The sequence below is a fragment of the Grimontia celer genome (assembly GCF_900055185.1).
Lineage (GTDB): Bacteria > Pseudomonadota > Gammaproteobacteria > Enterobacterales > Vibrionaceae > Enterovibrio > Enterovibrio celer.
Window position 1 is genome coordinate 16,811 of record NZ_FIZX01000005.1, and the last position, 25,766, is coordinate 42,576.

Annotated in this window: 26 protein-coding genes; 16 read left to right on the forward strand and 10 right to left on the reverse strand. The window is 50.5% G+C overall.

Annotation, left to right across the window (positions count from 1 at the left end):
• From dppC to GCE9029_RS21430, 5 genes are all read left to right on the forward strand, one after another.
• A complete protein-coding gene (gene dppC, locus GCE9029_RS21410) occupies positions 1-906 on the forward strand; it encodes a dipeptide ABC transporter permease DppC (protein WP_062666763.1) in 906 nt (301 codons plus the stop codon).
• 6 nt (positions 907-912) lie between these two features.
• The gene (gene dppD / locus GCE9029_RS21415; protein WP_231870178.1) at positions 913-1,896 is read left to right on the forward strand and encodes a dipeptide ABC transporter ATP-binding protein; all 984 of its coding nucleotides are present in this window, start codon (positions 913-915) and stop codon (positions 1,894-1,896) included.
• Positions 1,893-2,882: a peptide ABC transporter ATP-binding protein gene (locus tag GCE9029_RS21420; RefSeq protein ID WP_062666767.1), complete on the forward strand. Its 990-nt coding sequence runs from the start codon at positions 1,893-1,895 to the stop codon at positions 2,880-2,882. The genes dppD and GCE9029_RS21420 overlap by 4 nt, the downstream gene beginning before the upstream one ends.
• A 143-nt stretch (positions 2,883-3,025) precedes the next feature.
• Positions 3,026-3,799: an SPOR domain-containing protein gene (locus GCE9029_RS21425; protein WP_231870179.1), complete on the forward strand. Its 774-nt coding sequence runs from the start codon at positions 3,026-3,028 to the stop codon at positions 3,797-3,799.
• 125 nt (positions 3,800-3,924) lie between these two features.
• Positions 3,925-4,692 (forward strand): SPOR domain-containing protein, encoded by a 768-nt coding sequence (locus tag GCE9029_RS21430; protein ID WP_062666771.1) that lies wholly within the window; start codon positions 3,925-3,927, stop codon positions 4,690-4,692.
• A 45-nt stretch (positions 4,693-4,737) separates the two neighbouring features.
• Here GCE9029_RS21430 and gorA read toward each other — a convergent pair whose 3' ends face one another.
• Positions 4,738-6,093, reverse strand: coding sequence for a glutathione-disulfide reductase (gene gorA / locus GCE9029_RS21435; RefSeq protein WP_062666773.1), 1,356 nt, complete (start codon positions 6,091-6,093; stop codon positions 4,738-4,740).
• A gap of 89 nt (positions 6,094-6,182) precedes the next feature.
• A complete protein-coding gene (locus GCE9029_RS21440; RefSeq protein WP_062666775.1) occupies positions 6,183-7,022 on the reverse strand; it encodes a 23S rRNA (adenine(2030)-N(6))-methyltransferase RlmJ in 840 nt (279 codons plus the stop codon).
• Between the two features lie 131 nt (positions 7,023-7,153).
• Here GCE9029_RS21440 and prlC point away from each other — a divergent pair, with 131 nt between their 5' ends.
• Positions 7,154-9,196, forward strand: coding sequence for an oligopeptidase A (gene prlC / locus GCE9029_RS21445; protein WP_062666778.1), 2,043 nt, complete (start codon positions 7,154-7,156; stop codon positions 9,194-9,196).
• 68 nt (positions 9,197-9,264) lie between these two features.
• Here the strand turns inward: prlC and gppA are convergent, their stop codons facing one another.
• On the reverse strand, positions 9,265-10,746 hold the full coding sequence (gppA, locus tag GCE9029_RS21450) for a guanosine-5'-triphosphate,3'-diphosphate diphosphatase (RefSeq protein ID WP_062666780.1): 1,482 nt from the start codon (positions 10,744-10,746) through the stop codon (positions 9,265-9,267).
• Positions 10,747-10,770: 24 nt separating this feature from the next.
• On the reverse strand, positions 10,771-12,069 hold the full coding sequence (rhlB, locus tag GCE9029_RS21455; RefSeq protein WP_156168172.1) for an ATP-dependent RNA helicase RhlB: 1,299 nt from the start codon (positions 12,067-12,069) through the stop codon (positions 10,771-10,773).
• A gap of 113 nt (positions 12,070-12,182) precedes the next feature.
• On the opposite strand from rhlB, the gene trxA reads away from it, so the two are divergent.
• The 6 genes from trxA (at position 12,183) to fre (ending at position 18,097) form a co-directional block, all read left to right on the forward strand.
• Positions 12,183-12,509 carry a thioredoxin TrxA gene (gene trxA, locus GCE9029_RS21460; RefSeq protein WP_002535469.1) on the forward strand — a complete coding sequence of 109 codons (327 nt, stop codon included), beginning with the start codon at positions 12,183-12,185 and terminating at the stop codon, positions 12,507-12,509.
• A 188-nt stretch (positions 12,510-12,697) separates the two neighbouring features.
• The gene (gene rho, locus GCE9029_RS21465) at positions 12,698-13,963 is read left to right on the forward strand and encodes a transcription termination factor Rho (protein WP_002535468.1); all 1,266 of its coding nucleotides are present in this window, start codon (positions 12,698-12,700) and stop codon (positions 13,961-13,963) included.
• A 178-nt stretch (positions 13,964-14,141) separates the two neighbouring features.
• On the forward strand, positions 14,142-15,140 hold the full coding sequence (locus GCE9029_RS21470) for a hypothetical protein (RefSeq protein WP_062666782.1): 999 nt from the start codon (positions 14,142-14,144) through the stop codon (positions 15,138-15,140).
• An 85-nt stretch (positions 15,141-15,225) separates the two neighbouring features.
• Entirely contained in the window at positions 15,226-17,106 is a 1,881-nt protein-coding gene (ubiD, locus tag GCE9029_RS21475; protein ID WP_062666785.1) for a 4-hydroxy-3-polyprenylbenzoate decarboxylase, read from the forward strand.
• A 3-nt stretch (positions 17,107-17,109) separates the two neighbouring features.
• Positions 17,110-17,388, forward strand: a complete 279-nt coding sequence (locus tag GCE9029_RS21480; protein WP_046303411.1) for a 2Fe-2S iron-sulfur cluster-binding protein — start codon at positions 17,110-17,112, stop codon at positions 17,386-17,388.
• A complete protein-coding gene (gene fre, locus GCE9029_RS21485; RefSeq protein WP_062666787.1) occupies positions 17,378-18,097 on the forward strand; it encodes an NAD(P)H-flavin reductase in 720 nt (239 codons plus the stop codon). The genes GCE9029_RS21480 and fre overlap by 11 nt, the downstream gene beginning before the upstream one ends.
• A gap of 78 nt (positions 18,098-18,175) precedes the next feature.
• On the opposite strand, the gene GCE9029_RS21490 is transcribed toward fre, so the two are convergent.
• From GCE9029_RS21490 to GCE9029_RS26955, 4 genes are all read right to left on the reverse strand, one after another.
• Entirely contained in the window at positions 18,176-19,045 is an 870-nt protein-coding gene (locus tag GCE9029_RS21490; protein WP_062666789.1) for a carboxylate/amino acid/amine transporter, read from the reverse strand.
• A gap of 93 nt (positions 19,046-19,138) precedes the next feature.
• On the reverse strand, positions 19,139-19,564 hold the full coding sequence (locus GCE9029_RS21495; RefSeq protein WP_062666791.1) for a universal stress protein: 426 nt from the start codon (positions 19,562-19,564) through the stop codon (positions 19,139-19,141).
• A gap of 39 nt (positions 19,565-19,603) precedes the next feature.
• A complete protein-coding gene (locus GCE9029_RS21500) occupies positions 19,604-19,915 on the reverse strand; it encodes a hypothetical protein (protein WP_062666793.1) in 312 nt (103 codons plus the stop codon).
• Between the two features lie 145 nt (positions 19,916-20,060).
• Complete coding sequence (locus tag GCE9029_RS26955; RefSeq protein ID WP_269449287.1) at positions 20,061-20,192, reverse strand: hypothetical protein; 132 nt, start codon at positions 20,190-20,192, stop codon at positions 20,061-20,063.
• Between GCE9029_RS26955 and uspB the strand changes: the two genes are divergently transcribed.
• The 4 genes from uspB (at position 20,191) to GCE9029_RS21520 (ending at position 24,040) form a co-directional block, all read left to right on the forward strand.
• Positions 20,191-20,529 carry a universal stress protein UspB gene (uspB, locus tag GCE9029_RS21505; protein WP_062666794.1) on the forward strand — a complete coding sequence of 113 codons (339 nt, stop codon included), beginning with the start codon at positions 20,191-20,193 and terminating at the stop codon, positions 20,527-20,529. The genes GCE9029_RS26955 and uspB overlap by 2 nt on opposite strands.
• Positions 20,530-20,638: 109 nt before the next feature.
• Positions 20,639-21,763, forward strand: coding sequence for a mechanosensitive ion channel family protein (locus tag GCE9029_RS21510; protein WP_062666796.1), 1,125 nt, complete (start codon positions 20,639-20,641; stop codon positions 21,761-21,763).
• Between the two features lie 62 nt (positions 21,764-21,825).
• Positions 21,826-23,010 carry a BaiN/RdsA family NAD(P)/FAD-dependent oxidoreductase gene (locus GCE9029_RS21515; RefSeq protein ID WP_062666805.1) on the forward strand — a complete coding sequence of 395 codons (1,185 nt, stop codon included), beginning with the start codon at positions 21,826-21,828 and terminating at the stop codon, positions 23,008-23,010.
• Between the two features lie 253 nt (positions 23,011-23,263).
• Positions 23,264-24,040, forward strand: a complete 777-nt coding sequence (locus tag GCE9029_RS21520) for an SDR family NAD(P)-dependent oxidoreductase (RefSeq protein WP_062666807.1) — start codon at positions 23,264-23,266, stop codon at positions 24,038-24,040.
• Positions 24,041-24,042: 2 nt separating this feature from the next.
• Here the strand turns inward: GCE9029_RS21520 and GCE9029_RS21525 are convergent, their stop codons facing one another.
• Entirely contained in the window at positions 24,043-24,426 is a 384-nt protein-coding gene (locus tag GCE9029_RS21525) for a MerR family transcriptional regulator (RefSeq protein ID WP_062666810.1), read from the reverse strand.
• Between the two features lie 25 nt (positions 24,427-24,451).
• Positions 24,452-25,711 (reverse strand): serine hydrolase domain-containing protein, encoded by a 1,260-nt coding sequence (locus GCE9029_RS21530; protein WP_062666812.1) that lies wholly within the window; start codon positions 25,709-25,711, stop codon positions 24,452-24,454.
• Positions 25,712-25,766 lie beyond the last annotated feature (55 nt).

A 25,766-nucleotide genomic window follows, 5' to 3' on the forward strand; every position in this document is an offset into this window, starting at 1 on the left:
ATGTCTGAAACTACACAAACTTCAAACCTGCCTCAAGAGCGCGAACCGTTGTCGCCGTTCGCAGAGTTCTGGGGATATTTCTCTTCAAACAAAGGTGCGCTGGCGGGACTTATCTACATTGCTATAGTCATTGTCGTCGCCTTGCTGGCGCCGATTGTCGCGCCACACAACCCTGCAGAGCAGTTCCGCGATGCACTGTTGGTGCCACCAGCATGGATTGAAGGCGGAAGCTGGAGCTTTATTCTGGGGACTGACGACGTGGGCCGCGATATACTCTCGCGTCTTATCTATGGTGCGCGCCTGTCGCTGCTTATTGGCTGCTTGGTGGTGGCTTTGTCGCTGGTCCTTGGTGTCTTTATGGGGCTGGTGGCTGGCTACTTTGGTGGTATGGTTGATACTGCCATCATGCGCATGGTAGATATCATGCTGGCGTTGCCGAGTCTGTTGCTCGCGATTGCTATCGTTGCCATCCTTGGGCCTTCTATTTTTAATGCGTCTCTTGCTATCTCTTTTGTTTCGCTGCCGCACTATGTGCGTCTGACCCGAGCATCTGTGCTTGCAGAAATTAACCGTGATTACGTCACCGCCTCACGTGTGGCGGGTGCAGGTCACTTCCGTCTTATGGTTTCTGTATTGCTTCCAAACTGTGTGGCACCACTGATTGTCCAGGCAACGCTAGGTTTTTCAGCTGCGATTCTGGATATGGCTGCACTGGGCTTCCTTGGTTTGGGCGCACAGCCACCAACACCTGAATGGGGCGTAATGCTGGCAGATGCGCGTCAGTTCATCAATTCAGCCTGGTGGGTAGTAACTTTCCCGGGTTTGGCTATCCTGCTGACCGTACTGGCGTTTAACCTCATGGGTGATGGCCTGCGTGATGCACTGGATCCAAAGTTGAAGCAGTAGGAGAGCATGATGGCAATATTAGAAGTTAATCAGCTCTCTGTGCATTTTGGGGACGAGAGCGCGCCGTTTAAAGCGGTTGATAAAATCAGTTATACCGTCGATGAAGGGGAAATTCTCGGAATCGTAGGTGAGTCAGGCTCCGGTAAGTCGGTCAGTTCTCTGGCTATCATGGGATTGATTGATTATCCGGGACGTGTGAGTGCAGACTCGGTCAATTTTCACGGTGAAAACCTACTGGAGATGGCAGAGAAAGAGCGCAAAAAGCTCACGGGTGCGGATATCTCAATGATTTTCCAAGATCCGATGACCAGTCTGAACCCTTGCTTCACAGTAGGTTATCAGATCATGGAAGCCCTTCAGGTACATCAGGGTGGTAGCAAAAGAGAACGCCGAGCCCGTGCTGAAGAGCTATTGAGACTGGTAGGTATTCCCGACCCAGCTTCGCGTTTGAAAGTGTATCCGCACCAGTTGTCAGGTGGTATGAGCCAGCGCGTAATGATTGCGATGGCGATTGCCTGTAATCCGCGCCTATTGATTGCGGATGAGCCAACAACTGCACTGGATGTGACGATTCAGGCTCAGATCATCGACTTGCTGCTCGATCTACAGAAAGAGCAGAACATGGCACTGGTCCTGATCACCCACGATTTAGCGCTGGTGGCAGAAGCCGCTCATAAAGTCATGGTGATGTATGCAGGGCAAGTGGTAGAAACCGGCTCTTCAGTAGAGATTTTCCGTTCGCCGAAACACCCATACACGCAGGCATTACTGCGTTCTTTACCTGAATCATCGTCAGGTAAGAGTCGTTTGGACTCACTGTCTGGTGTGGTGCCAGGGCTTTTCGACAGACCCCGTGGTTGTATGTTGAACCCGCGTTGCCCGTACGCTACGGACAAGTGTCGCAGTGAAGAGCCCGCTGTACAGGGGCCGCCAGAGCGCGCGGTGAAATGTCACTATCCATTGAATGAGCAGGGAGAGCCAACGCGATGAGTGATCAACAAGCGCCGCTGCTCCATGCAGTGGATTTGAAAAAATACTATCCGGTAAAGCAAGGCATGTTTAAGCCGGAAGCGGAAGTCAAAGCCCTCGATGGTGTTTCATTTACGCTTGAACGCGGTAAAACGTTAGCGGTGGTAGGGGAATCAGGTTGTGGTAAATCGACACTGGGTCGTCTTCTTACCATGATCGAGACGCCGACTGGTGGCACGCTGGATTTTAAAGGGCAGGATCTTCTTAAACGTGATCCCGAGTCTGACAAACTGCGTCGCCAAAAAATCCAAATCGTTTTTCAAAACCCATATGGCTCCCTGAATCCGCGCAAGAAAATCGGCCAAATTTTGGAAGAGCCGCTTGAAATCAATACCGACATGAGCTCCGCCGATCGCAAAGCCCGCGCGTTGGAGATGATGGCGAAAGTGGGCCTTAAAACCGAGCACTACGACCGTTATCCGCATATGTTCTCTGGTGGTCAGCGTCAGCGTATTGCGATTGCACGAGGCCTGATGCTGAACCCTGAAGTAGTGGTAGCAGATGAGCCGGTCTCTGCGCTTGATGTATCAGTGCAAGCACAGGTACTGAACCTGATGATGGATTTGCAGGAAGAGCTTGGGCTTTCCTACGTATTCATCTCTCACGATTTGTCAGTGGTTGAGCATATCGCCGATGAAGTCATGGTGATGTACCTAGGGCGTTGTGTAGAAAAAGGTCGGGCAGATGAAATCTTTAAATCGCCTCAGCACCCTTATACACAAGCGCTTCTTTCAGCGACGCCGAGGCTCGACCCAGAACACCGTCGCGAGCGTATCAAGCTGACGGGCGAACTACCAAGCCCATTGAATCCGCCAAAAGGTTGTGCTTTCCATGCTCGTTGTCGTGATGCCGTTGAGAAATGTCATCAACAGCAGCCTGCATTAAAAACGTATGGTGATAGGCAAATCGCTTGTTTGGTTGTGGACGAACAGCGCGCTTCACAGTAAACAGAAAAGGGCGGCCGGAGCTGCCCTTTCTTTTCTCGATTCGTCGAGTTTGAATTTTCGAGCTAGGCTAACTATCTGAACCATAAAAATTCCTGACGGGATGAGGTGCAATGCGTTTTACTCTTTTCGGCATTATAACTCTCATGTTTCTTGGCCTTTTTCCATGGCAGTCAGCCAAGGCCGATTCGTCGTGTCAGCCCGTGGAAAAAGATGGTTGGCAGGTCGTAGACCAAAGCTGTCAGGTCGGTTCGGGTCTTTGGTCAAAACGTCCCATCAGAAATGATGGCAGGTTTTGGGTGCAGTGTGGCGTAGTCAGTCAATTACCTAAACCTTGGTTTGCAAAAGAAATAGAAGCCGTACTGATGCAGGACAAATTGGTGTTCCGCGAAGAGGGCGATAAATATCGTTGTCTGGTTGGTCCTTTTGAACGCTACTCGGAAGCTGAAATCGTTAAGGATGTGATGAAACAACGTAAGGTCTTTGCTTCTGCTTTTATCCGCGACGTCTCCCTCCCTGAAAACGCTTCGAAGGTCAGTAAGCCTGATAAACCTAGCAAAGTTAAAGCCGCGAAAGCGTCAAAGTTAATGCCAGCAAAAACAACCCGCCAGTATATTGATGTTGGTGCTCTGAAAAGTCCGATGCCGGAGACTGGTGAGCCGCGTTACAGTGATAAGCAAAACGTTTGGTGGCGTGCCACGATCAAAGAGGCCAATCAAGCCTGTCGACAAGATGGAATGACATTGGTGTCAGAATCCACGTTAAAAGCCCTGTCATCGATGCCAGACTGGAAAAATACTTACCCTAGCCGCTTACCGTATTGGGTATCTGAGATGCGGGCTTTTGATGTGGTGATGGGGATTTCTATGCCACTCTCCCTTGAGTCTGCCTTGCTGGTGTTGTGCGAGCCCTCGCCATAACTATCCGCAGAGTTGTGAATCCTGCTGTAGAAACAGACGCAAATTTACTTCCTAAAGCATTCGCCTCTTAAAATGAGCGCGAAAGCACGCGTTTTCCGTTGTACGGCAGTAAAAGGCAATTATTGATGCGTTCCCGCAGATTCTCCGTTCTGAATATCTTCATGTTGAGTAGTTTCTTGGTTTTCTGCTCATCTGCGTTTGCTTCTTCCGATATCAACAAACTTTGTCTGAGTTCTACATCACCTGAAGGCGACCAAATCGTTGGTAAAAACTGTCCCATTGGCGAAGGGCTGTGGGGGAGAAAGCCTGCTAAGAACGGCGCATTTTGGGTTCAGTGTGGTATTTACAGTGAAATACCTGACAAGAATGGGAAAGCAAACGAGGTGCTTTATCGAAAAGAAGGCAGCCAATATCGTTGCTTAGCAGGACCTTATGATTCTTTTGTTGATGCGAAGAATGCCAGAGACAACCTCCGCACAAGCTCTGAAATGTCGGATGCCTTTATCCGCCAGATAGGTTTCAAACCCAGCATTAAAAAGCGGTCATCAAAGACCACCGTTCAAGCATCAAAAAGTGGCATCGTGAGGCAACAAGAACAAGTGTTGGGCTTCTGGGCACCAAAGCCTCAGGGAATGGATGCTCGCTACACGGTGAATCGCCGCGACTGGTGGAGAGCAACCTATGAAGACGCGAGCAATGCGTGTCGCCAGAAAGGCAGAAAGTTGGTATCTGCTGGGAGCCTTAGGAAGGCTATCGCAAGACAACGAAGCTCAGACGAACTGCCGGCACTGTATCCCTATTGGCTTGGTAACGGGCATGTATACGACATCAAGCTGGATATGTCGTTTGTGGCAATATCAGATACGCTGACATTGAATGTGTTGTGTGAGTGACAAAAAAGCCCCGCAACAGCGAGGCTTTTTTTAATCGCTTGGCGATCAACGCATGGTCACGAATTCCTCGGAACCCGTCGGGTGGATCGCGACTACGCTGTCGAAATCCGCTTTGGTTGCACCCATCTTCATCGCAACCCCAAAGCCCTGGATCATTTCATCGACGGTGTAGCCGATGCCGTGAAGACCCACCACTTTCTCGTCATCTCCCGCACAGATCAGCTTCATTTTGCATGGTTGACGATGCTGGGTAACGGCGGTGTACATCGCGGTGAAGCTGGAGGTGTAAACCTTCACATTCTCTTCGCCGTACTGCGCTTTCGCTTCGCCTTCAGTCAGGCCGATGGTGCCGATTGGTGGGTGGCTGAATACCACAGTTGGTACCAGCGCATAGTCCATCTTGGCGTTGGTTTTGCCGTTGAACAGGCGCTCTGACAGTTGGCGACCTGCTTTAACTGCAACCGGTGTCAGCTCGATGCCGCCTTCCATGATGTCACCCACGCAGTAGATGCCAGAAACATTGGTGTTTTGGAATTCATCCACTTTGATGTAGCCACGGTCGTTGGTTTCAACACCTGCTGCAGCCAGATTGATCTTATCTGTGCTTGGATGGCGGCCGATGGCCCAGATCAGCAGATCCGTGTTGTGAGTTTCGCCACTTTCGAAGTGTAGGGTCAGTGAGCCGTCGGACTCTTTCACCACTTCTTTTGGAATCGAGTGGGTGTGAAGCGCTGGGCCTTCTTTTTCCATCACTTCAACCAGTGTGTCGATGATCATTGGGTCGAAGCTGCGAAGTGGAGACTCTTTACGCACAAACAGGTGTGTTTCAGTGCCTAGTGCATTTAATACACCGGCGATCTCCACTGCGATGTAGCCTGCGCCAACCACAGCAACGCGTTTTGGTTGCTCGTTCAGCTCAAAGAAGCCGTTGGAGTCGATGCCGTGTTCCGCGCCTGGAATGTTTGGAATGGTTGGCGCGCCACCGACAGCAATCAATATATTGTCAGCGGTGTAGTGCTCTCCGTTCACTTCAACCGTTTTGGCATCAACAAACTTGCCGAAGCCTTCAATCACTTCGATTTTGTTCTTGCCCAGCACGTTTTCATAAGAAGTGTGGATGCGGCCAATGTAGGCTTCACGGTTTTCTACCAGCTTGTCCCAGCTGAACTTGTTCAGTGTGGTGTCAAAGCCATAGTCTGGGCCGTACATTTTGATGGCTTCTGCGATTTGCGCGCCGTGCCACATCACCTTTTTCGGTACACAACCTACATTTACGCAGGTGCCGCCGAGGTGTTGCGCTTCGATCAACGCGACTTTTGCACCGTACATCGCGGCACGGTTTGCAGATGCGATACCGCCACTGCCGCCGCCGATACAAATATAATCAAAATGCTTGGCCATGAGTTTCTCCGTTTGGTTATTCTTAAATCCCGTTGAGCGGGGAAGCATTAGCATCCCCTGATAATATCAGACCTTTCAAGATCCGTATGTTATTCAGGCACTACCCATTGTACAAATTGGTGGCCTGTCTCGGGTGCAATTTTACTTTGCAGCCAAGGTAGAATTTCTTTCATCTGTGTTTCCAGCGTCCATGGCGGATTAATCACAATCATGCCGGATGCTGTCATGCCACGCTCTTCACTGTCTTCAGCTACACCCAGTTCGATTTGCAGAATTTTGCGGATGCCGAGCTTTTCTAGACCTTTGGTAATGAGATCGATATTTTTGCGGTAAACCACCGGATACCAAATCGCATAGGTGCCGGTGGCCCAACGCTTCACGCTCTCATCAATCGCATCTACCACGTCCTGATATTCGTGCTTGAGCTCGTAAGGTGGGTCAATCAACACCACTCCGCGTCGCTCTTTGGGTGGCAGGCTTGCTTTAAGACGCGCGTAACCGTCTTCTTTGTACATTTTCACCTGGCGGTCACCGCGAAATTCCTGAAGCAGGAGAGGGAAATCACTTGGGTGAAGCTCTGTGAAAATAGCGCGGTCTTGTTCGCGCAGCAGGCTGTGGCCAACTTTCGGTGAGCCAGGGTAGTAACGCAGCTTGTTGCTTTGGTTTAGAGAATTGATAACACCCAGATATGGCTTGATAGCTTCAGGCGCGTCATCGCTTTCCCAAATCAGGCCGATACCTTCTTTGTACTCACCGGTTTTATCAGCGCGTTCGTCAGACAAATCGTAGCGACCCGCACCGCTATGGGTATCGTGGTAGACGAATGCTTTGTCTTTTTGCTTAAGCGATTCAATGATAAGGCTTTGAACGATATGTTTGAGCACATCCGCATGGTTGCCAGCATGGAAGCTGTGGCGGTAACTGAGCATGTTTGTATCCGGTGAATATTAGAAATAGAAGACTATTATCTCCTATTGGGAGGTTCGATGCAGCCTCAGCATTGAAAACGCGGTTGATTGACGCCATAAATACAGAGTCTGAGAAATGAAAGGAACTGACAATGTCCAACCCGCTGCTAACGTTTACTGATTTGCCTCCCTTTTCTGAAATCAAACCGGAGCACGTACAACCTGCGGTAGAGCAGGCAATTGCAGACTGCCGCGCTGCGATTGAAGCGGTACTGGAAAACAACACGGATCCAAGTTGGGACACCATCTGTGAGCCACTGGCAGAGAGCGACGACAGGCTAAGCCGTATTTGGTCACCGATAGGCCATATGAATGCGGTGGTGAACAGCCAGGCGCTGCGTGAAGCCTATGAGGCTTGTTTACCAATGTTATCTGACTACTCGACGTGGGTAGGTCAGCACAAGCCGCTTTATGATGCTTACAAAGCTATTAAAGTGCGTGACGATTTTGACTCCCTGACGCCAGCACAACAAAAGACCATTACTGACTCTCTGCGCGATTTCGAGCTTTCCGGTATTGCACTGCCACCTAAAGAGCAGCACCGCTTTGGTGAAATCAGCAAGCGATTGTCTGAGCTTTCGTCGACCTTCTCGAACAATGTGCTCGACGCCACCATGGGATGGTCCAAGCATGTGACCGACGAAAACGCGCTGGCTGGCATGCCTGAATCTGCACTTGCTGCAGCCAAAGCGCAGGCTGAAAGCAAAGAGCTTGATGGTTATTTGCTGACACTGGACATTCCGTCTTACCTGCCAGTCATGACGTATTGTGACAACCGTGAGCTTCGCGCAGAAATGTACGAGGCGTACACCACCCGCGCATCTGACCGCGGTCCAAATGCAGGCAAGTGGGATAACACCGACCTCATCAATGAAACCTTGCTGCTGAAAAGCGAGATTTCCCGTCTGCTGGGCTTTGCCACTTACAGCGAACTGTCGCTGGCAACCAAAATGGCGGCATCAACCGATCAGGTACTGACCTTCCTGAGTGAGCTGGTGGAAAAAGCGCGCCCGCAGGGCTTAAAAGAATTCGATACCCTCCAGCAATTCGCCAAAGACAACTTCGGCGTGGAAACGCTTGAACCTTGGGACGTGGGTTACTACGCCGAGAAGCTTAAGCAGCATCAATACAGCATTTCTGATGAAGAGTTGCGACCATACTTCCCTGAAGACAAAGTGGTTGCAGGTCTTTTCGAAGTGCTGAAACGTGTGTTCGGCATGGACGTTAAACGTCGTGACGGCGTGGACGTTTGGCATGAGTCCGTTTCTTTCTACGATATCTTCGATGCGAAAGGCGAACTGCGTGGCAGCTTCTATCTCGACCTCTACGCCCGTGAACACAAACGTGGCGGCGCGTGGATGGACGAGTGCCGAGTGCGTCGTGTGACTGAATCTGGCGATCTGCAAAGTCCGGTGGCTTACCTGACCTGTAACTTCAACAAACCAATCGGTGGTAAACCAGCCCTGTTTACCCATGATGAAGTCGTGACGCTATTCCACGAGTTCGGCCACGGTATCCACCACATGTTGACCAAGGTTGATGTGTCGTCGGTATCTGGTATCAACGGTGTGCCTTGGGATGCGGTTGAGTTGCCAAGCCAGTTCCTCGAAAACTGGTGCTGGGAAGAAGACGCGCTGGCGTTTATCTCTGGCCACTATGAGACCGGCGAGCCACTGCCAAAAGAGATGCTGGATAAAATGCTGGCAGCGAAGAACTACAACTCAGCCATGGGCATGTTGCGCCAGCTAGAGTTTGGCTTGTTCGACTTTACCCTGTTTACCCGCTTTGATGCAGAAGAAGGCGCGAAAGTGCTGGAAACGCTGGCAGAAGTGAAGAGCCAGGTCGCGGTTGTGCCGTCTCCAGACTGGAACCGATTCCCACACTCATTCAGCCACATCTTTGCGGGTGGTTACAGTGCGGGTTACTACAGCTATCTGTGGGCGGAAGTGCTGTCTTCAGACGCGTTCAGCCGCTTTGAAGAAGAGGGTATCTTCAACACCGAAACCGGCCAGTCGTTCCTTGAGAACATTCTTGAGCGCGGCGGCAGTGAAGAGCCAATGGAGCTGTTCAAACGCTTCCGTGGCCGCGAGCCATCACCAGATGCGCTGCTGCGCCACAGCGGGATTGGTGTTTAACTCGCGAACACTAAACCCAAAAAGAAAAAGCACGGTTTCGACCGTGCTTTTTTGTGCCTTCGATTCAATCACGCGATGGTCAGCGGCCAGTGGTTATCACTCTGGCGCTCTGCTTCAAGCGTCAACTCAGTCGCCATCAGCACATTTGCGTTCAGCCAGTTATCAGGCATCGTCAGTTCGAGCGAGTCGCCGTTTGCTTTCAGCGTAACAATAGGAATCGCTTTACTATCACGACGGTGACAGAGCAATACCGCTATGCGTAAAAGACGCAGTAGACGGTTAGCGCTGTTGGGAGAAATCGCACTTTGCGGCGCAATCGGAACCAGCTGCTCGCGGTAGTGGCGCAGCATTTCAGCCAGCAGTTTTTTCTGTGCGCGGGTAAAACCGGGTAGGTCGAGGCTATCGAGCAGGTAAGCGGCATGCTCACCGTCCTTTTTAAAGCCTATGCTCATGCCGATTTCATGCAGCTTCGCAGCAGCATCAAGCATTACGGGCGCGACAGGTTCTGCAATCCAGCCTTCACCGCATTGTTGCAGCAGGCTTTGAGTTGTCTTCGCGACGTTGTCTGCGTGGATGTCGTCCAGCTGGTAACGGGACTGTATGCTCTGAATGGTACGCTTTCGGATGTCCTGTTCGGACATTGTATCCATCATGCCATACACCAAGCCTTCACGCAGTGCGCCACCGGCCAGCGTCATCGACTCGATACCCAAATCTTCAAATATCGCAATCAGGATTGAGAGGCCGCTTGGGAATACTAAAGCACGCTCTAACGTCAGGCCATCGATATCGAGCTCTTCTACTTGGCCAAAGCCGATTGCTTGTTTGCGAAGGCGGTGGAGTTTCGCCAAGGTGATGGTTTCATCCATACCTTGCGCAACCATGATCTCCTGCAAGGCCTGCACAGTGCCACTGGCACCTACACAGACATCCCAACCGAGCTCGCGATAGCGTTTGACGATAGGGGAAAGCACCGCTTTTGCTCCTTCAATGGCGGAGTCGAAACTCTTTTCAGTGAGTGAGCGATCTTTAAAGTGCTTTTCCAGCCAGGTCACGCAGCCCATATCCAGGCTGGTCAACGCCGCAGCATCAAAGCCTTCACCGATAATCACTTCGGTACTGGCGCCACCGATATCGACCACCAGACGTTTGCCTTTGCCACCTGAGGTGTGTGCCACACCCTGATAGATGGTACAGGCTTCTTCTTCACCGGTGATCACATTGATGGAGTTGCCAAGAATTTGGTTAGCATGCTTGATAAACACATCGGCGTTTTTGGCGCTGCGAAGGGCGGCGGTAGCGACGATGCGGATATTGTCTGAAGGAATGTCCTGAAGGCGCTCAGCGAACAATGAAAGGCAATCCCAGCCGCGCTGCATGGCTTCGTCACTGAGATTTAAATTGCTGTCGAGGCCGGAGGCCAGGCGTACTTTACGTTTGATTTTTGCCAACGTTTGTACGCTGCCTTGAACTTCACGAACAACCAGCATGTGGAAGCTGTTTGAACCGAGGTCAATGGCAGCGTACAGGGGCGAACGCGCGTTTTCCATGCTCTGTGGTTACCCCTGATAGATTTACGCTTTGTTGGTCGACGGGCGACGACGGCCTCGGCCACGTGATTGTGAGCCGGATTTGCCGGAGGTGTTACGGCGACTGTTTACCTGACGTGGGCGATGTACCTTGATAGGTGCAGGCAGGTCAGTCAGCAGGGCATCTTCATTGTATTCAGATACCGGAATGGCGTGATCGATATATTCTTCGATCGCTGGCAGGTTCACGGCATATTCTTCACACGCGAAGCTGATAGACGCACCACTTGCACCAGCACGACCGGTACGGCCAATACGGTGAACGTAATCTTCACAGTCATCTGGCAGGTCGTAGTTGAATACGTGGGTAACCTGAGGAATGTGCAGACCACGTGCAGCAACATCGGTTGCAACCAGAATGTCTACATTGCCTTTAGTGAACTCTTCCAGAATCTTAACGCGTTTCTTCTGAGGAACATCACCGGTCAGTAGGCCTGCACGCAGGTCGTCGGCTGCCAGATGACCCCAGATGTCTTCACAGCGATGCTTGGTGTTTGCAAACACGATCGCACGCTCCGGCCACTCTTCCTCAATCAAGGTTTGAAGCAGGCGCATCTTGTCAGTGTTCGACGGGTAGAACAGTTCTTCCTTGATGCGGTGACCGGTCTTTTGCTCTGGCTCAACCACAACATGTTCTGGGTTGGTCATGTGCTCAAACGCCAGTTCCTGCACGCGGTAAGAAAGGGTCGCGGAGAACAGCATGTTCAGACGGTCTGCCGGTGCCGGCATACGGCGGAACAGGAAGCGGATGTCTTTGATAAAGCCTAGATCGAACATACGGTCGGCTTCATCAAGCACAACAGCTTGAATGCCACTCAGGTCAATCACGCGCTGTTTGTAGAAATCGATAATACGGCCACAGGTACCGATCAGGATATCAACGCCGCCTTCCAGTACTTCTTTTTGCTTCTCATAAGCTTCGCCACCGTAGGCAAGACCCGCAGTCAGAGAGGTTGAAGCCAGCAGCGGAGCAGCATCGTTATAGATCTGGATCGCAAGTTCGCGCGTTGGTGCCATGATGATAGCGCGCGGACAGTTTTTCTTGCGGTCGGCAGGTGCCTCCGTTGTCAGCAAATGGTGGAAAGTCGCAGTCAGGAATGCCATCGTCTTACCTGTGCCCGTCTGGGCCTGTCCTGCAATGTCTTGGCCGGTGAGCAGGACCGGCAATGCCAGAGCCTGGATAGGGGTACAATTATGAAACCCTTTTTCTTCCAAACCCTTGATAACATCGGCGTGAAGACCGAAGTCGGCAAATTTCTGCTCTGTGAGATGCGTCATTTTCATCCGCATAGAATATCAGCTTAGGCTTGCAATACGATAGTGAATACATTCAAATAGTGCGATGATTTACTGGTTGGTATATCACCAGTGACAAAAAATAATCATTGGAGTGAAAGATGAGCGACAAGATTTTGCAGCTGACCGACGACAGCTTCGACGCAGATGTTATCAATGCTGCAGGCCCTGTACTGGTTGATTTCTGGGCAGAGTGGTGTGGTCCTTGTAAGATGATCGCCCCGATTCTTGACGAGATCGCTGAAGAATACGAAGGGAAAGTCACTATTGGTAAACTGAATATCGACCAGAACGCAGGTACACCACCTAAGTTCGGTATCCGCGGTATTCCAACGCTGCTGCTGTTCAAAGACGGTGGCGTAGCGGCAACTAAGGTTGGCGCTCTGTCTAAAACTCAACTGAAAGAGTTCTTGGACGCAAACCTGTAATGTGACAGAGAAGCCGTGACCATCCCCGGGCACGGCTTAATTCTTTCCGTCAGCTAGACAGCTTTCCAATCTGGTGCTAACTTATTGCACGTAAATTGTACATTTCTGTTCATTCCTCGATCACACCCTTGATCGCTAAACCCTAACTAACTCAGACCTCAAATTTGACTGACAAGACACCTACCACTATGAATCTTACCGAACTGAAGAATCAGGCCGTTTCTGAGCTTGTAGCCTTAGGCGAAAGCATGGGCCTTGAGAACCTCGCCCGCCTCCGTAAACAAGACATCATCTTTGCCATCCTTAAGCAGCATGCGAAAAGTGGCGAAGATATCTTTGGTAACGGTGTGCTGGAAATTCTTCAGGATGGTTTTGGCTTCCTGCGCAGCGCAGACAGTTCTTACCTGGCAGGCCCAGATGACATCTACGTGTCGCCAAGCCAGATTCGCCGTTTCAACCTGCGTACCGGTGACACCATTTCAGGCAAAATCCGTCCACCGAAAGACGGTGAGCGTTACTTCGCCCTGCTGAAAGTGAACGAAGTTAACCACGACAAGCCTGACAATGCGCGTAACAAGATCCTGTTTGAAAACCTGACCCCACTGCACGCCAACGAGCGTATGGTGATGGAGCGTGGTAACGGTTCAACCGAAGACATTACGGCACGTGTGCTGGATTTGGCATCGCCAATCGGTAAAGGTCAGCGTGGTCTGATTGTGGCACCGCCAAAAGCGGGTAAAACCATGTTGCTGCAAAATATTGCGCAGAGCATTGCCTACAATCACCCAGAGTGTGAGCTGATGGTACTTCTTATCGACGAACGTCCGGAAGAAGTGACCGAGATGCAGCGTCTGGTTAAAGGTGAAGTGGTTGCCTCAACCTTCGACGAGCCAGCAAGCCGTCACGTACAGGTTGCTGAGATGGTGATCGAGAAGGCCAAGCGTCTGGTTGAGCACAAGAAAGACGTGGTTATCCTGCTGGATTCCATCACCCGTCTGGCTCGTGCATACAACACCGTGGTACCAAGCTCAGGCAAAGTACTGACCGGTGGTGTGGATGCCAACGCACTGCACCGTCCGAAGCGTTTCTTCGGTGCAGCACGTAACGTAGAAGAAGGCGGCAGCCTGACTATCATCGCGACAGCACTGGTTGATACCGGTTCTAAGATGGATGAAGTTATCTACGAAGAATTTAAAGGTACAGGTAACATGGAATTGCACCTGTCCCGTAAGATTGCGGAGAAGCGTGTCTTCCCAGCTATCGACTTTACCCGTTCAGGCACCCGTCGCGAAGAGCTGCTGACCAAGCCTGACGAGCTTCAGAAGATGTGGATCCTGCGTAAGATTGTTCACCCGATGGGCGAAATCGAAGGCATGGAGTTCCTGATCGACAAGTTGGCGATGACTAAAACCAACGACGAATTCTTCGAAGCCATGCGTCGTCAGAAATCATAAGACGTATTCAGCATCCCAAAAAAGCACCGCCAATGCGGTGCTTTTTTATTAGGCTTACGAAGGTTCATTGTTCTATTTATAATCTTATTAGTTGCCAAAACTGATACAGATCATCAGAATTGAGGCAAAATCGCCAACCAGTCAGCGAAAACGGATCGGCTGACGCAGGATTTCCGGGATGAAACGACTACTGATTCTACTCGCTGTTTTGCTGCCAACCCTGTTGCTTGGGGTGTCACGTGCTGTGACGCTTTCCCCAAATGACGTGGCAGCGCATATGGCCGATCCTTCCTCGGTTTCCAAAATTCTGTATGCCACCAAACTGTTCGACGATAACGACATGGATACGCTCAATACGTATCTGGATTCCCTACCCGAGCTGCTGAAAGAAGAGGCCCTGACCGTTTTGGCGCGTAGCGCGCTGGATTTTTCTCATATGACGCCAGAGCGTGAAAAATTTCTGGTGACCATCAGCAGGCAGCAACCCAAATTTCTGGTGAAAAGCCAGGGTGATGGCTTTTGGGTCACCATGCCAGCGTTTAATTATGCCGGTGAAGCAAAATGGGTACTCAACCGCTGGCAAATCAAGCTGATGCAGGATGAGGCCATGCGCCTTCTCAACTATAACCAGCTGAACCTCTCCAAGTGGCTTTCTTTTTCATCCAATGATTACGCTCTGCGCCGTGAGGCGATAGTTACCTTGGTGCCAACGCTGAACAAAACCATGTTGGATAAGCTGGTGGCGCTATATCTTGATGATAAAAATATTGTTTGGATTCCGGACAATGCACTTCTGGCTGCCCTCGCAGAGAAAAGTGGTGAGGCTAAGGTTTACGACTTGTTGTGGCTACGACGTACGGACAGCTCCAGCCTTGCTGCACTCCAGAAACTTGAGATGCCGCCTGTCACTGAAAAGCATATTCAGTTGATGATCGCTGCGACAGCGAACCCCGTACTGGCGGAGACGGCTGTGCGACAGCTTGCGGGATTGCACCCTTTGCCTCAAAACGTCAAAGACTTCCTTCAAAAACAGATTGCTGATCGCCAGCGCGGTAGAGATATCGCTGCACTCATTGCGCAAAAAGGTCATATTGACTGGCTACGCGAGCTGGAAGAAACGACCTCAGGCGTGACCCGCCGAAACATTCGCAACGGTCTTGAGCAGGTAGAAGGCTAGTCGCCTCAAGAATTCTTACATATCCGCCTGTTCAGGTTCCCTCTGCTCGTTATAATCGAGCCAACACACCTCAACCGGGAAGGTTATGAAATTTACTGACTTACGCGTGTTTATCGACCACCTGGAATCTGTGGGCGAGCTTAAGCGCATCTCTCATCCTGTTAGCCCAGATCAGGAAATGACCGAAATTGCCGACCGAGTACTGCGTGCCGGTGGCCCTGCACTCCTATTCGAAAATCCTGTGGGCTATGACATGCCTGTATTGGCGAACCTCTTTGGTACCCCAAAACGTGTGGCGATGGGTATGGGGCGCACTGAGGTGAAAGAGTTGCGCGAAGTCGGAAAATTGCTGGCTTACCTGAAAGAGCCAGAGCCACCAAAAGGTTTCAAAGACGCGATCGAAAAGCTGCCCGTGTTCCGCCAGGTGCTGAACATGCCCGCGAAACGGCTTCGCAAAGCGCCTTGCCAGGAAGTGGTGTGGCAGGGCGATGAGGTTGATCTCGGCAAGGTGCCAGTGATGAGCTGCTGGCCAGGCGATGTCGCACCATTGCTGACTTGGGGGTTAACCGTCACACGCGGCCCCAACAAAAAGCGCCAGAATCTTGGAATTTACCGCCAACAGAAAATCGGTAAGAACAAAGTCATCATGCGTTGGCTGGCGCACCGAGGCGGTGCGCTTGATCTGCGTGAGTGGATGGAAACCCATCCGGGTAAGCCTTTCCCGATTTCAGTTGCTTACGGTGCAGATCCGGCAACCATTCTCGGTGCCGTGACCCCGGTGCCTGACACTTTATCTGAATACGCGTTTGCTGGCCTATTGCGTGGCAGTAAAACCGAAGTGGTGAAAAGCCTGAGTAACGATTTGGACGTGCCCGCGAGCGCGGAAATTGTGATGGAAGGCTATATCGACCCAAATGAGTTTGCGGATGAAGGCCCTTATGGTGACCACACTGGTTACTACAATGAAGTTGAGCGCCATCACGTGTTTACCGTGACTCATGTGACTATGCGCCAGAAGCCGATTTACCACAGCACGTACACCGGACGTCCGCCAGATGAACCTGCCGTTTTGGGTGTGGCACTCAACGAAGTGTTTGTGCCTATCCTGCAAAAGCAGTTTCCTGAGATTGTCGATTTCCACCTGCCACCGGAAGGGTGTTCCTACCGCGCAGCAGTGGTAACCATGAAGAAGCAGTACCCAGGTCATGCCAAGCGCGTGATGATGGGCGTGTGGTCCTTCCTTCGCCAGTTTATGTATACCAAGTATGTGATTGTTTGTGATGAAGACGTGGATGCACGCGATTGGCACAGTGTCGCTCATGCGATGACGACCCGTATGGATCCGGTGCGCGATACCCTGATGATTGAGCATACCCCGATCGATTCCCTGGATTTTGCATCCCCTGTTGTTGGCTTAGGCTCAAAAATGGGCCTGGATGTCACCAAGAAGTGGGAAGCTGAGCTTTCAGGTTACACCAATGACGACGAGCGTGTTGCGGACAGCGAAGAGATTGAATCCCGCGTTGCTGCACTTAAAGCGGCACACAGTAAACTGACGGATATTTACTTGCCACCGGAAGCCCATGCCAACGGCATGGTGATGGCGACCATCAAGAAACAGGCAGTTGGCGACGGGCCGCGAATTATTGAAGCGATTTGGAATTCGCTTGAGGAAGTGGCGGACGTGAAGTTCGTGATGGTGTTTGATGAGGAAGACGTCAACATCCGCGACTGGAACGATGTAATTTGGGCAATAACCACCCGAATGGATCCTGCTCGTGATACCCTGTTGCGCGCAAACGCGCAGGATGAGGAGTCACTGGCTCTGCGTCCGGGGTCTAAAATGGGATTAGATGCGACCAACAAATGGCCGGGTGAATCGGTTCGTGAGTGGGGAACGCCCATCAGCAAAGACCCGCTAACCGTCGCGAATGTAGATGAAATGTGGGATAAACTGGGTCTCTAGAACATGTATGCGGTACACCTGATGCCTGCCGGAACGCAATTTACCGTATCCGGACACCAGACATTATTACAAGGCGCGCTCGACGCAGGGGTACCTTTTCCTAACCGTTGCCAGATTGGGGCTTGTGCAAGCTGCCTGTGTCGGCTGGTTGAAGGCGAGGTGAGATATCATCTCGAACCAATGCTGACTGAACAGGAAAAACAACAAGGCTGGATTTTTGCCTGTCAGGCCATTCCCTGCAGTGATCTGGTGGTTAGTTTTGAGGAAAGCGATGACTATTAAATGTGAAGTTACGTCAGTGTCGTCACTGACCAATAACACCTATCGAATTTTATTGAAGCCTGAACAGCCAGTGACCTACAAAGCAGGTCAATATCTGCTGGCGGTGATGGGCGAGAAAGACAAACGTCCGTTCTCGATTGCCAGCAGCCCATGTCGCCAGAACGGCCATGAGCTGGAACTGCACATTGGCGCAGCAGAAGAAAATGCCTACGCGATGGACGTGGTGAAAGCTGCGCAAGCCACACTGGAGAAAGGCGATGACTCCTTCCTGATTGAAGCGCCCCACGGTGATGCCTGGCTGCGTGAAGAGCGTCAACGCCCATTGGTCTTGATTGCCGGTGGTACAGGTTTCTCTTATGTACGTAGCATGGTTGACCATTGTTTAAGCCAAGGTTTTGACCAACCTATCTTCTTTTACTGGGGCGGCCGCGACGCGAGCCAGCTCTATGCGAATGATGAAATGGAAGCGCTGGCACTGAAAAACAGCCACCTGACCTATATTCCTGTGGTTGAAAATGCACCGGAAGGCTGGAGCGGCAAAGTGGGCAACGTGCTGGAAGCGGTGATGGAAGATTTCGTATCACTGTCTGCTTACGATGTTTACATTGCTGGCCGATTTGAAATGGCAGGCGCTGCCCGCGAGATGTTCTGTAACGAGCGTGGTGCAGAGCGAGACCACTTGTTTGCGGACGCTTACGCTTTCCTGTAAGTGCTCATCCAAGCGCTAAAGTCGAATAGCAAAACACCGCCGGATGGCGGTGTTTTTTTGTTTGTAGGCTAGGTAGAGCTATGCAGTTGCTTCGATTTTCTTTTTCACCCAGGTTTCATTGAGCCAAAGTGACGCCAGAATCACCACGCCGCCAAATGCCAGTGTCGTCAGGTCAGCATCGCGGTTCCAGATAAGCACATTCACGATGATACCAGCCGGCACCAATACATTGTTCATCACGGCCAGCGCGCCGGCATTCACAAGGGTCGCGCCCTTGTTCCATAGGAAATAGCCCAAACCGGAAGCGATAGTGCCAAGGTAAATCAGAATGCCCCACTGCAGATTAGTGGTTGGCAATTTATCGGTGCTACCAAGCAGCAGGAACGCAGGCAGCGCAACACACAGGGCGCCAAGGTAGAAAAGACCAAACACGGTACGTTGAGGCACTTCAATCTCAGCACGCTCCATGACCACCTTGTAGCCGACCTGACCAATTGCAAAACAGAGATTTGCACCCTGAACAATCAAGAATCCCAGCATAAAATTCGGATTCACAGAAGCGAACTTGATCACTACCGCACCTAATACCGCCAATGCCGCTGTCATCAGGTACCAAGGTGAAAAACGACGATTCAGTAAGTCATAGGTGAGAGTGACATAAACTGGTGTGAAAACCGTGAACAGCAGGACTTCCGGCACAGAAAGGTAGAGGAAAGACTGGTAGTAAAAGCAGTACATCAAGCCAAGCTGAATGCCACCGATGGCCATCAGTTTCAGCATCAGTGGTTTGGGTACGCCTTTCAGGCGCAGAAACGGCAGGAATACCAGTGCAGCCAAAGCCACACGGGTGACAACGGAAAACCAGGCGTCGACCTGCCCGGCGAGATACACGCCAATCAAACTGAATGAAAACGCCCACAGCAGGGTGACAAACGATAGATACCCCATTTTTCTTCCCTAAAATCATTAAAATTGCCGCTAATTCTAAAGAACTTGGCGGCAATGTGTAGCGATCTTATTCTGGACGGAGGAGCGCTGTGATCAACTTGGCAGCGGTACCATCAGCATATCTACAGGGGTTTTGTTGATGAGCTGTTTGGCAGACGAAATGAGTGCGCTCCAAAAATCCTGATGGTGACCACATAGCACCAAATCAATCCCATAGTGACTGATAGACTCCGTGATTTCATCCGCCAGATCGCCGCTTGCAACCAGCGTATGAGCGACGGGATATTCGGCGTGTCTCGCCAGCGCATTCAGTTGCGACTGCGCTTCATCGATAATGCGGTTGCGGGTCTCCACCAGATTCACATCGATAAGGCCGGTATAGAGCTGCGCGTAGTTCACATCAATGTGAATGAGTGAGAGTTTCGCTCCTAAGGGTGCAGCCAGTGCTGCGCCTTTTTGTACTAACACCTCACTGTCAGATGACAAATCCACTGCCACCAAAATGTGTTTATAGCCCATAGCCTGACTCCCCATTAAGCCAATGATTACAGGAGAAAATTACCACTGTCCCTGTGCGAAGACTGTTGCCTGGATCCCACTGCCGAAGTGCATTTGAAGAGGTTGCTGCCAAGGCAGATTTTTCCTGAATGAAAAAGTACGTGTCTCACAGACAGAATAGCTATCAGACTGATAAAAAAGAAAAACAATCGCTGTTTTGGGAGCAGCGCCCCAGCGCAAAGAATATTCAGTTTGGGTTGGCGTTTTCAGCATCAAATCTATACTTAAAGTAAACGCGGCCCCGAAAAGAACAGCACCAAGGGTGACGCGTGATGGCAAAGTGCTGGTCTCTATCCTTGGCGACAGCACCACGAACAACAACTCATTACTGAGACTTTAAGCCATCTGATGCCAGACATACGTATCAACCTATTCGAGTCTGGTTTAACGTTTTGCGTCGTTATTGTGCAATTTAACTCATACCAACAATGCATAGAGTGGCTAAGCGGAAAACGTATTAGGGGAAGACGGAAAGACCCTGTTCTTCATTAAGTTTTACCAACAGACGCAGTGTTTCTTTGGCTGCCTCTGTGATGGAAACCCCTTCTAAGCGGGGCAGATCCATCAGTAACACTGGGAGATGAATCATGAGTGGAGACGCCTTAATCATAGCGATTTTTTTCGTCACACTGGTTAACATCCTGCGCTATCTGAGCTCGCTGCGAACGCTGCTGGTTATGATGCGAGATGCCAATCCGTTGCTGTACCAGCAAGTGGCGCGAGGCAATAACTTCTTTGCACCGCAAGGCGATATCAGTCGCCAAAAGCGTCTGTTCCATTACATTCGCAGTCAGGAGTACATGCACCACCACGACGATGCGTTTATCGCCAAGTGTAATAAAGTCCGCCACCTATTCATTCTTTCGACAGCGCTGGTGCTTTCACTGGTCATGTCCCTCTTTTTTGTGGCATTTGCAGGACTTTGAATCGCGAAAAACCATCGCAAACTCAATTCTCATAAAACGCTGGCTGATGCCGGCGTTTTTTTTGTTAACCTTCTGACCCATAACATTCCAATAAACGTCGGAGCAGGGTTTGGACAGATTTCTTGCGTGGTGGCAGCAAAGTGCCGAGGGATTGAATTTTGACTGGCTGGAACACGTCGGTTTGATGCTGGGCGCGGCAGCCATTGCCTGGTTGGTATGGCGATTGGTGTTCAGTAAGCTGGTGGAAGTATCAAAGAAAACCCGAACCCAGTGGGACACTATCGTACTGCAAGCCTTGAGCACGCCAATCAGTGTGTTTATCTGGCTGTGGCCATCAACGTTTGCCATTGGCAGCTTGATGGATGCGAGCGCTAAAGTCGGTACAGATTGGTTGAGTGTTTCCCGCCGCGTGCTGCTCATCGTGCTGATGCTCTGGGTGATGCTGCGTTTAGTAAACGCTATCGAAGCCTATTTGTCTCAGTCGGATAAACGCGATCAGACCACTGTATCCGCTATTGGCCATGTGATGCGCCTGCTGCTTGCTTTCATTGGTGTGCTCACCTTATTGCAGGAGTTTGGTATTAGCCTGACCGGTCTGCTTACCTTTGGTGGTGTCGGTGGCCTGATTGTTGGTTTGGCAGCGAAAGATTTGTTGTCGAACTTCTTCGGTGGACTGATGATTTACTTCGACCGACCTTTTAGTGTCGGCGACTGGATTAACTCACCGGACAGAAACATCGAAGGCACGGTCGAGCGCATTGGTATGCGGATGACTATGATCCGCACGTTTGAAAGCCGCCCGCTTTATGTGCCGAATTCGGTGTTCAGTAGCATCGTGGTACAAAACCCGTCAAGAATGCGTAACCGCCGCATCAATGAAACCATCGGCATCCGCTACAAAGATGCGGACAAGATGGGGGTTATCGTTGCGGATGTGAAAAAGATGCTGGAGACCCATCCAGACATCGAGCAGAACGCGACACTGATGGTGAACTTCAATGCCTTCGCGGGTTCTTCGCTGGAGTTTTTCATCTACACCTTCACCAAAACCATCAACTGGGCGCGCTACCACGAAGTGAAGCAGGACGTAATGCTGAAAATTGTCGAGATTGTTCATGCACATGGTGCCGACTTTGCCTTCCCTACCCGTACTATCGCGTTTGACCGTGATGATGGGATGGAAGCTCAGATACCGCTCAATCCTGAATTGGCGCCAGCGCCGGACAAAAACTAGACTGGCTCCAAGGTGCTCGGGCGGCTACAATGCCGCCCGATTTCGTGTAATGGGCAATAAAGATGAAGCAGTATGATGTAGTGGTCATTGGCGCAGGCGCAGCAGGCCTGATGTGTGCCGCGCAGGCAGGTAAGCGTGGTCGCAATGTGCTGGTGGTTGATAACGGTAAAAAACCGGGTCGGAAAATTCTGATCTCCGGTGGTGGCCGCTGCAACTTTACCAACTATGACGTTACAGCTGCTAACTTCGTTTGCCGCAACAAACACTTCCCGAAATCTGCCCTGGCGCAATACAGCCAGTGGGACTTCTTCTCCATGGTTAACGAATACGGCATTGCGTGGGAAGAGCGCGAGCACGGCCAGCTGTTCTGTATCGACTCTGCCAAAGACATCGTTGAAATGCTGCTGAAAGAGTGCGACCTACCGACCGTTGAACAGCGTTACCGCTGTGATGTACATGATATCGAAAAGACCGAAGACGGCTTCACACTGAAGCTGGATACGGACACGGTAAGCTGCCAGTCACTGGTAGTGGCAACCGGTGGTCTTTCCATGCCAAAACTCGGCGCAACCCCGTTTGGCTATCAAATCGCTGAGCAGTTCGGGCTGGCACGTATACCGACGACTGCTGGTCTGGTGCCGTTTACCCTGCATGATAAAGACAAAGCGGCGTTTGCGGATTTGTCCGGTATCGCGATTCCGGTGACTATTACCACCGAAAGCGGCGTACTGTTTAAAGAAAACCTTCTGTTTACCCACCGCGGTTTGTCTGGCCCTGTGGTCCTTCAGGTGAGCTCTTACTGGACACCTGGCGAGAAGGTTTCTGTCAACCTGCTGCCAGATCTAGACGTGGTGGAAACCATCAACGCCATGCGCGACAAGCATCCGGCGCAAAGCCTGAAAAACAGTCTGGCGCGTCTACTGCCAAAGCGTTTGGTGGAAGCTATGATCGAGCGTGGCGACATTCAGGACAAGCCTCTTAAGCAGCTAAACCCGAAAGACATTACCGCGCTTGGTGATTATCTGCACCAGTGGCACATCGCGCCGAATGGTACCGAAGGCTACCGCACAGCAGAAGTGACGCTGGGCGGCGTGGATACTGATGAGCTTTCGTCGAAAACCATGGAAACCAAGAAAGTCCCAGGACTCTATTTTGTCGGTGAAGTGATGGATGTGTCCGGCTGGCTCGGTGGCTACAACTTCCAATGGGCCTGGAGCTCAGGTTGGGTAGCCGGACAGCATGTTTAAGCTTTATTGATGAGTTCATAAAAAAATGCTCCTTCATATTCGGCGCGTTTTTTCGTTCTGCCTTGACTGCCATCTAGAAGTTATTTGTGCACATGTAAGAGGCAATTTGACCCGACGCCTGCCACATAGAGAAAACCAGTAGCTTGGTGGTGGACGATAGGGGAAAATTTATTTTAATCAATGTGTTTGACTCTCCCCTATAGGGGAGACCTTATCGTAAAACCTCAATCATCAAAGCAAAGAGGTTTACGACGTGAAAACAGCATTTATTAGTGGTGCAACATCGGGTATTGGTCTGGCTTTCGCCAAGCAACTTTCAGCTCAGGGCTACTCGCTCATTCTGCATGGACGAAACGAAGCTGTTCTTGCCACGCTAAAGGAAGACCTGCCAAACGTTGTGTTGACTCTTCAGGCGGATTTGAGTCACCCCGAAGAATTGCGGGGGCTTATCCAACAGCTATGCGACTACCCTGCTAATATCGATGTTGCAATAAACAATGCCGGATTTGGTCTCTATGGTGAGCATTTGTCTCTAAATGATGCAGACATTGAAGCCATGCTCCACCTTAATGTCACCGCCATGACAAACCTGACGCAGTATTTTGCGGGCAGAATGGTTCGGCAAGAATCCGGACATATCTTAAACGTTGCGTCCACCGCCGCTTATCAACCCCAGCCATTTCTTGCCGCTTATGCTGCCAGTAAAGCGTATGTTGCGAGTTTTTCCGAAGCGTTGGCGATGGAACTCAAACCCAAGAATGTTCAGGTCACTTGCCTGTCTCCCGGCCGCACAGATACGCGTTTCTTTAATTTTGAAGGTAGTGAAGACAAAGCCTCAGAGGCGGGCGTGTTTTCGAAGAAATTCAGAGCAAGCCCTGATGGTGTGGCTGCATTGGCGTTAAAGGCATTATTTGCCGGGAAAGTTCGCGAAATTCCTTTTCTAGGCAATAAAATTTACGTGTTTCTCAATCGGATCTTGCCAAGAAACAAGGTACTTAATATGTATTATCAAGCCATGAGAAATGCGTAAACCTAGCTTTCATCGACCAGTGATTCGAGCAAACAGGCGTTGTAATGGGCAACGCTTTGCTCCAGTTCGATCAGGCCTGCCAGCTTCTGGGCAATGGTCTCCTGCTGTTGGAGCAATAGCTGTCGCTTCTCGGTGATTTTCTGCGTCAGTAAATCCATCGGCACCAGCCCCTTTTCGGTTTTTGCCTGAGCAATATTTTTTAGTTCACTGAGTGTAAACCCAAGCCGTTTAGCCAACTGGATCATCGTAAGCACATTAAGGTAAGAGTTATCGTAAATCCGGTATTTCTCTTTTCGCTGGGGCGATTTGATAAGACCAATTTCTTCATAATGGCGGATAGCTTTAATGCTGACGCCAGTTTTTTTTGATAGTTCACCAATGTACATATAGAGCCTTTTGAGTTTCCAGTCGTCAATACTGCTGTAGCTTTAAACCTATGCATTCTTTGTAGTTCATATGTAAAGCTCCGTCTTGGATGTACCGTTTAAATCTAATGGGTCGATGGCGATCCTTAAACCCGATGGAATCATTAAAAATAAGCAGACTTTCAGAGCCATCACCGTATCTAACACTAAATGCACCTCCGCTTTCTACCAGTGTGATGGTGCAGAAGAAAGCAAGGCTGTCCTCAGGAAGATACTTGAGTAGCTCTTTTCTATCTTCCTCTGATAAATGGTATTCACCCGTTGCTAGTTGAAGGCTAAATTTTGCCTTATCGTATTTGAATTGGGCAGACAGAGGCTCCTCAGATAACAGGCACGTGGCAAGTTTGTCGACTTGCCCTGTGTCGTATTGAGATATTGCAGCAGCGGCTTGCGTGAAATCTGATGTGAAAATAAGGGAGGCTTCTATGCCTGGTACGTTGCCATCTATAAAGTATGTCCCCTTTTCCTCGTCGTTATCAACGTGAGCGCTGAGTGAGCTTGATTTCAGTAGGAGGGTTAGCATCGGTAGCGGAAAGAAAACGTCTTTTCGCAACGCCTTAACAAATCTCAATAGGTCCGACGCCGAGCAACAGATAGCCCCCGCGCTGAAAGCGATATTGAGGAGAAGCTCCGTTTGTTCGACATATCCTTCTTCGCCATATTCATGACCACAGGCCTCGGTCGTAAAGCGGGCGGTTTTCATCCCCGCCGGGTCGAAAATAAAGGTTTGAGTAAAGGCTTCCCACGGCATTTCAGCGACGCGCTCGATAAGTAACCCGAGAAGAAAATAGCAAGAGTTTGAGTACACAGGCTTTTCGAGCACTTCCACTCCGGTTTTCAGTTGAATATGGGTTTCAATATCCTTCTTCGTTAGCATTGATAGGCTTTTGCCTGCGTCATAGCTCTCTTTGACGTAGTCCCCGAATGAAACCCGGTGAGATAAAACATCTAATATCGTCGCTTCTGGGGGGAGCGGGTAGCGGTCATCTTGGTCAAAATAGGCGCAGACAGGATTGGTTAACACCAGCTTTTTTTGATGAGACAGAATCAATATACCAACAAGGGTAAAGAGCTTGGTGATAGAACCTATGGGTAAGGATTTTTGTGAGGGGGAATTTTCCAACGACTGTATTGATGAGTCTGCTGAAAAGGTAGCGGCATCTCCTAAAAACGCATCTCGATGCTGAAAGATTGCAGCAAACACAGCTGTAGTGGAATCCAGTTGATTTCTTCCGTCAGGAGTCATTCCGGCTGTGCCCTTGTATCGCTGTAATACTCAGCTAATAAGGTAGTGTAAAGGA

What these genes read in the sequence shown, in the direction of transcription:
- dppC (WP_062666763.1), top strand. Translation starts at nt 1, where the DNA reads ATGTCTGAAACTACACAAACTTCAAACCTGCCTCAAGAGCGCGAACCG.
- dppD (WP_231870178.1), top strand. Translation starts at nt 913, where the DNA reads ATGATGGCAATATTAGAAGTTAATCAGCTCTCTGTGCATTTTGGGGAC.
- GCE9029_RS21420 (WP_062666767.1), top strand. Translation starts at nt 1,893, where the DNA reads ATGAGTGATCAACAAGCGCCGCTGCTCCATGCAGTGGATTTGAAAAAA.
- GCE9029_RS21425 (WP_231870179.1), top strand. Translation starts at nt 3,026, where the DNA reads ATGTTTCTTGGCCTTTTTCCATGGCAGTCAGCCAAGGCCGATTCGTCG.
- GCE9029_RS21430 (WP_062666771.1), top strand. Translation starts at nt 3,925, where the DNA reads ATGCGTTCCCGCAGATTCTCCGTTCTGAATATCTTCATGTTGAGTAGT.
- gorA (WP_062666773.1), bottom strand. Translation starts at nt 6,093, where the DNA reads ATGGCCAAGCATTTTGATTATATTTGTATCGGCGGCGGCAGTGGCGGT.
- GCE9029_RS21440 (WP_062666775.1), bottom strand. Translation starts at nt 7,022, where the DNA reads ATGCTCAGTTACCGCCACAGCTTCCATGCTGGCAACCATGCGGATGTG.
- prlC (WP_062666778.1), top strand. Translation starts at nt 7,154, where the DNA reads ATGTCCAACCCGCTGCTAACGTTTACTGATTTGCCTCCCTTTTCTGAA.
- gppA (WP_062666780.1), bottom strand. Translation starts at nt 10,746, where the DNA reads ATGGAAAACGCGCGTTCGCCCCTGTACGCTGCCATTGACCTCGGTTCA.
- rhlB (WP_156168172.1), bottom strand. Translation starts at nt 12,069, where the DNA reads ATGAAAATGACGCATCTCACAGAGCAGAAATTTGCCGACTTCGGTCTT.
- trxA (WP_002535469.1), top strand. Translation starts at nt 12,183, where the DNA reads ATGAGCGACAAGATTTTGCAGCTGACCGACGACAGCTTCGACGCAGAT.
- rho (WP_002535468.1), top strand. Translation starts at nt 12,698, where the DNA reads ATGAATCTTACCGAACTGAAGAATCAGGCCGTTTCTGAGCTTGTAGCC.
- GCE9029_RS21470 (WP_062666782.1), top strand. Translation starts at nt 14,142, where the DNA reads ATGAAACGACTACTGATTCTACTCGCTGTTTTGCTGCCAACCCTGTTG.
- ubiD (WP_062666785.1), top strand. Translation starts at nt 15,226, where the DNA reads ATGAAATTTACTGACTTACGCGTGTTTATCGACCACCTGGAATCTGTG.
- GCE9029_RS21480 (WP_046303411.1), top strand. Translation starts at nt 17,110, where the DNA reads ATGTATGCGGTACACCTGATGCCTGCCGGAACGCAATTTACCGTATCC.
- fre (WP_062666787.1), top strand. Translation starts at nt 17,378, where the DNA reads ATGACTATTAAATGTGAAGTTACGTCAGTGTCGTCACTGACCAATAAC.
- GCE9029_RS21490 (WP_062666789.1), bottom strand. Translation starts at nt 19,045, where the DNA reads ATGGGGTATCTATCGTTTGTCACCCTGCTGTGGGCGTTTTCATTCAGT.
- GCE9029_RS21495 (WP_062666791.1), bottom strand. Translation starts at nt 19,564, where the DNA reads ATGGGCTATAAACACATTTTGGTGGCAGTGGATTTGTCATCTGACAGT.
- uspB (WP_062666794.1), top strand. Translation starts at nt 20,191, where the DNA reads ATGAGTGGAGACGCCTTAATCATAGCGATTTTTTTCGTCACACTGGTT.
- GCE9029_RS26955 (WP_269449287.1), bottom strand. Translation starts at nt 20,192, where the DNA reads ATGATTCATCTCCCAGTGTTACTGATGGATCTGCCCCGCTTAGAAGGG.
- GCE9029_RS21515 (WP_062666805.1), top strand. Translation starts at nt 21,826, where the DNA reads ATGAAGCAGTATGATGTAGTGGTCATTGGCGCAGGCGCAGCAGGCCTG.
- GCE9029_RS21525 (WP_062666810.1), bottom strand. Translation starts at nt 24,426, where the DNA reads ATGTACATTGGTGAACTATCAAAAAAAACTGGCGTCAGCATTAAAGCT.
- GCE9029_RS21530 (WP_062666812.1), bottom strand. Translation starts at nt 25,711, where the DNA reads ATGACTCCTGACGGAAGAAATCAACTGGATTCCACTACAGCTGTGTTT.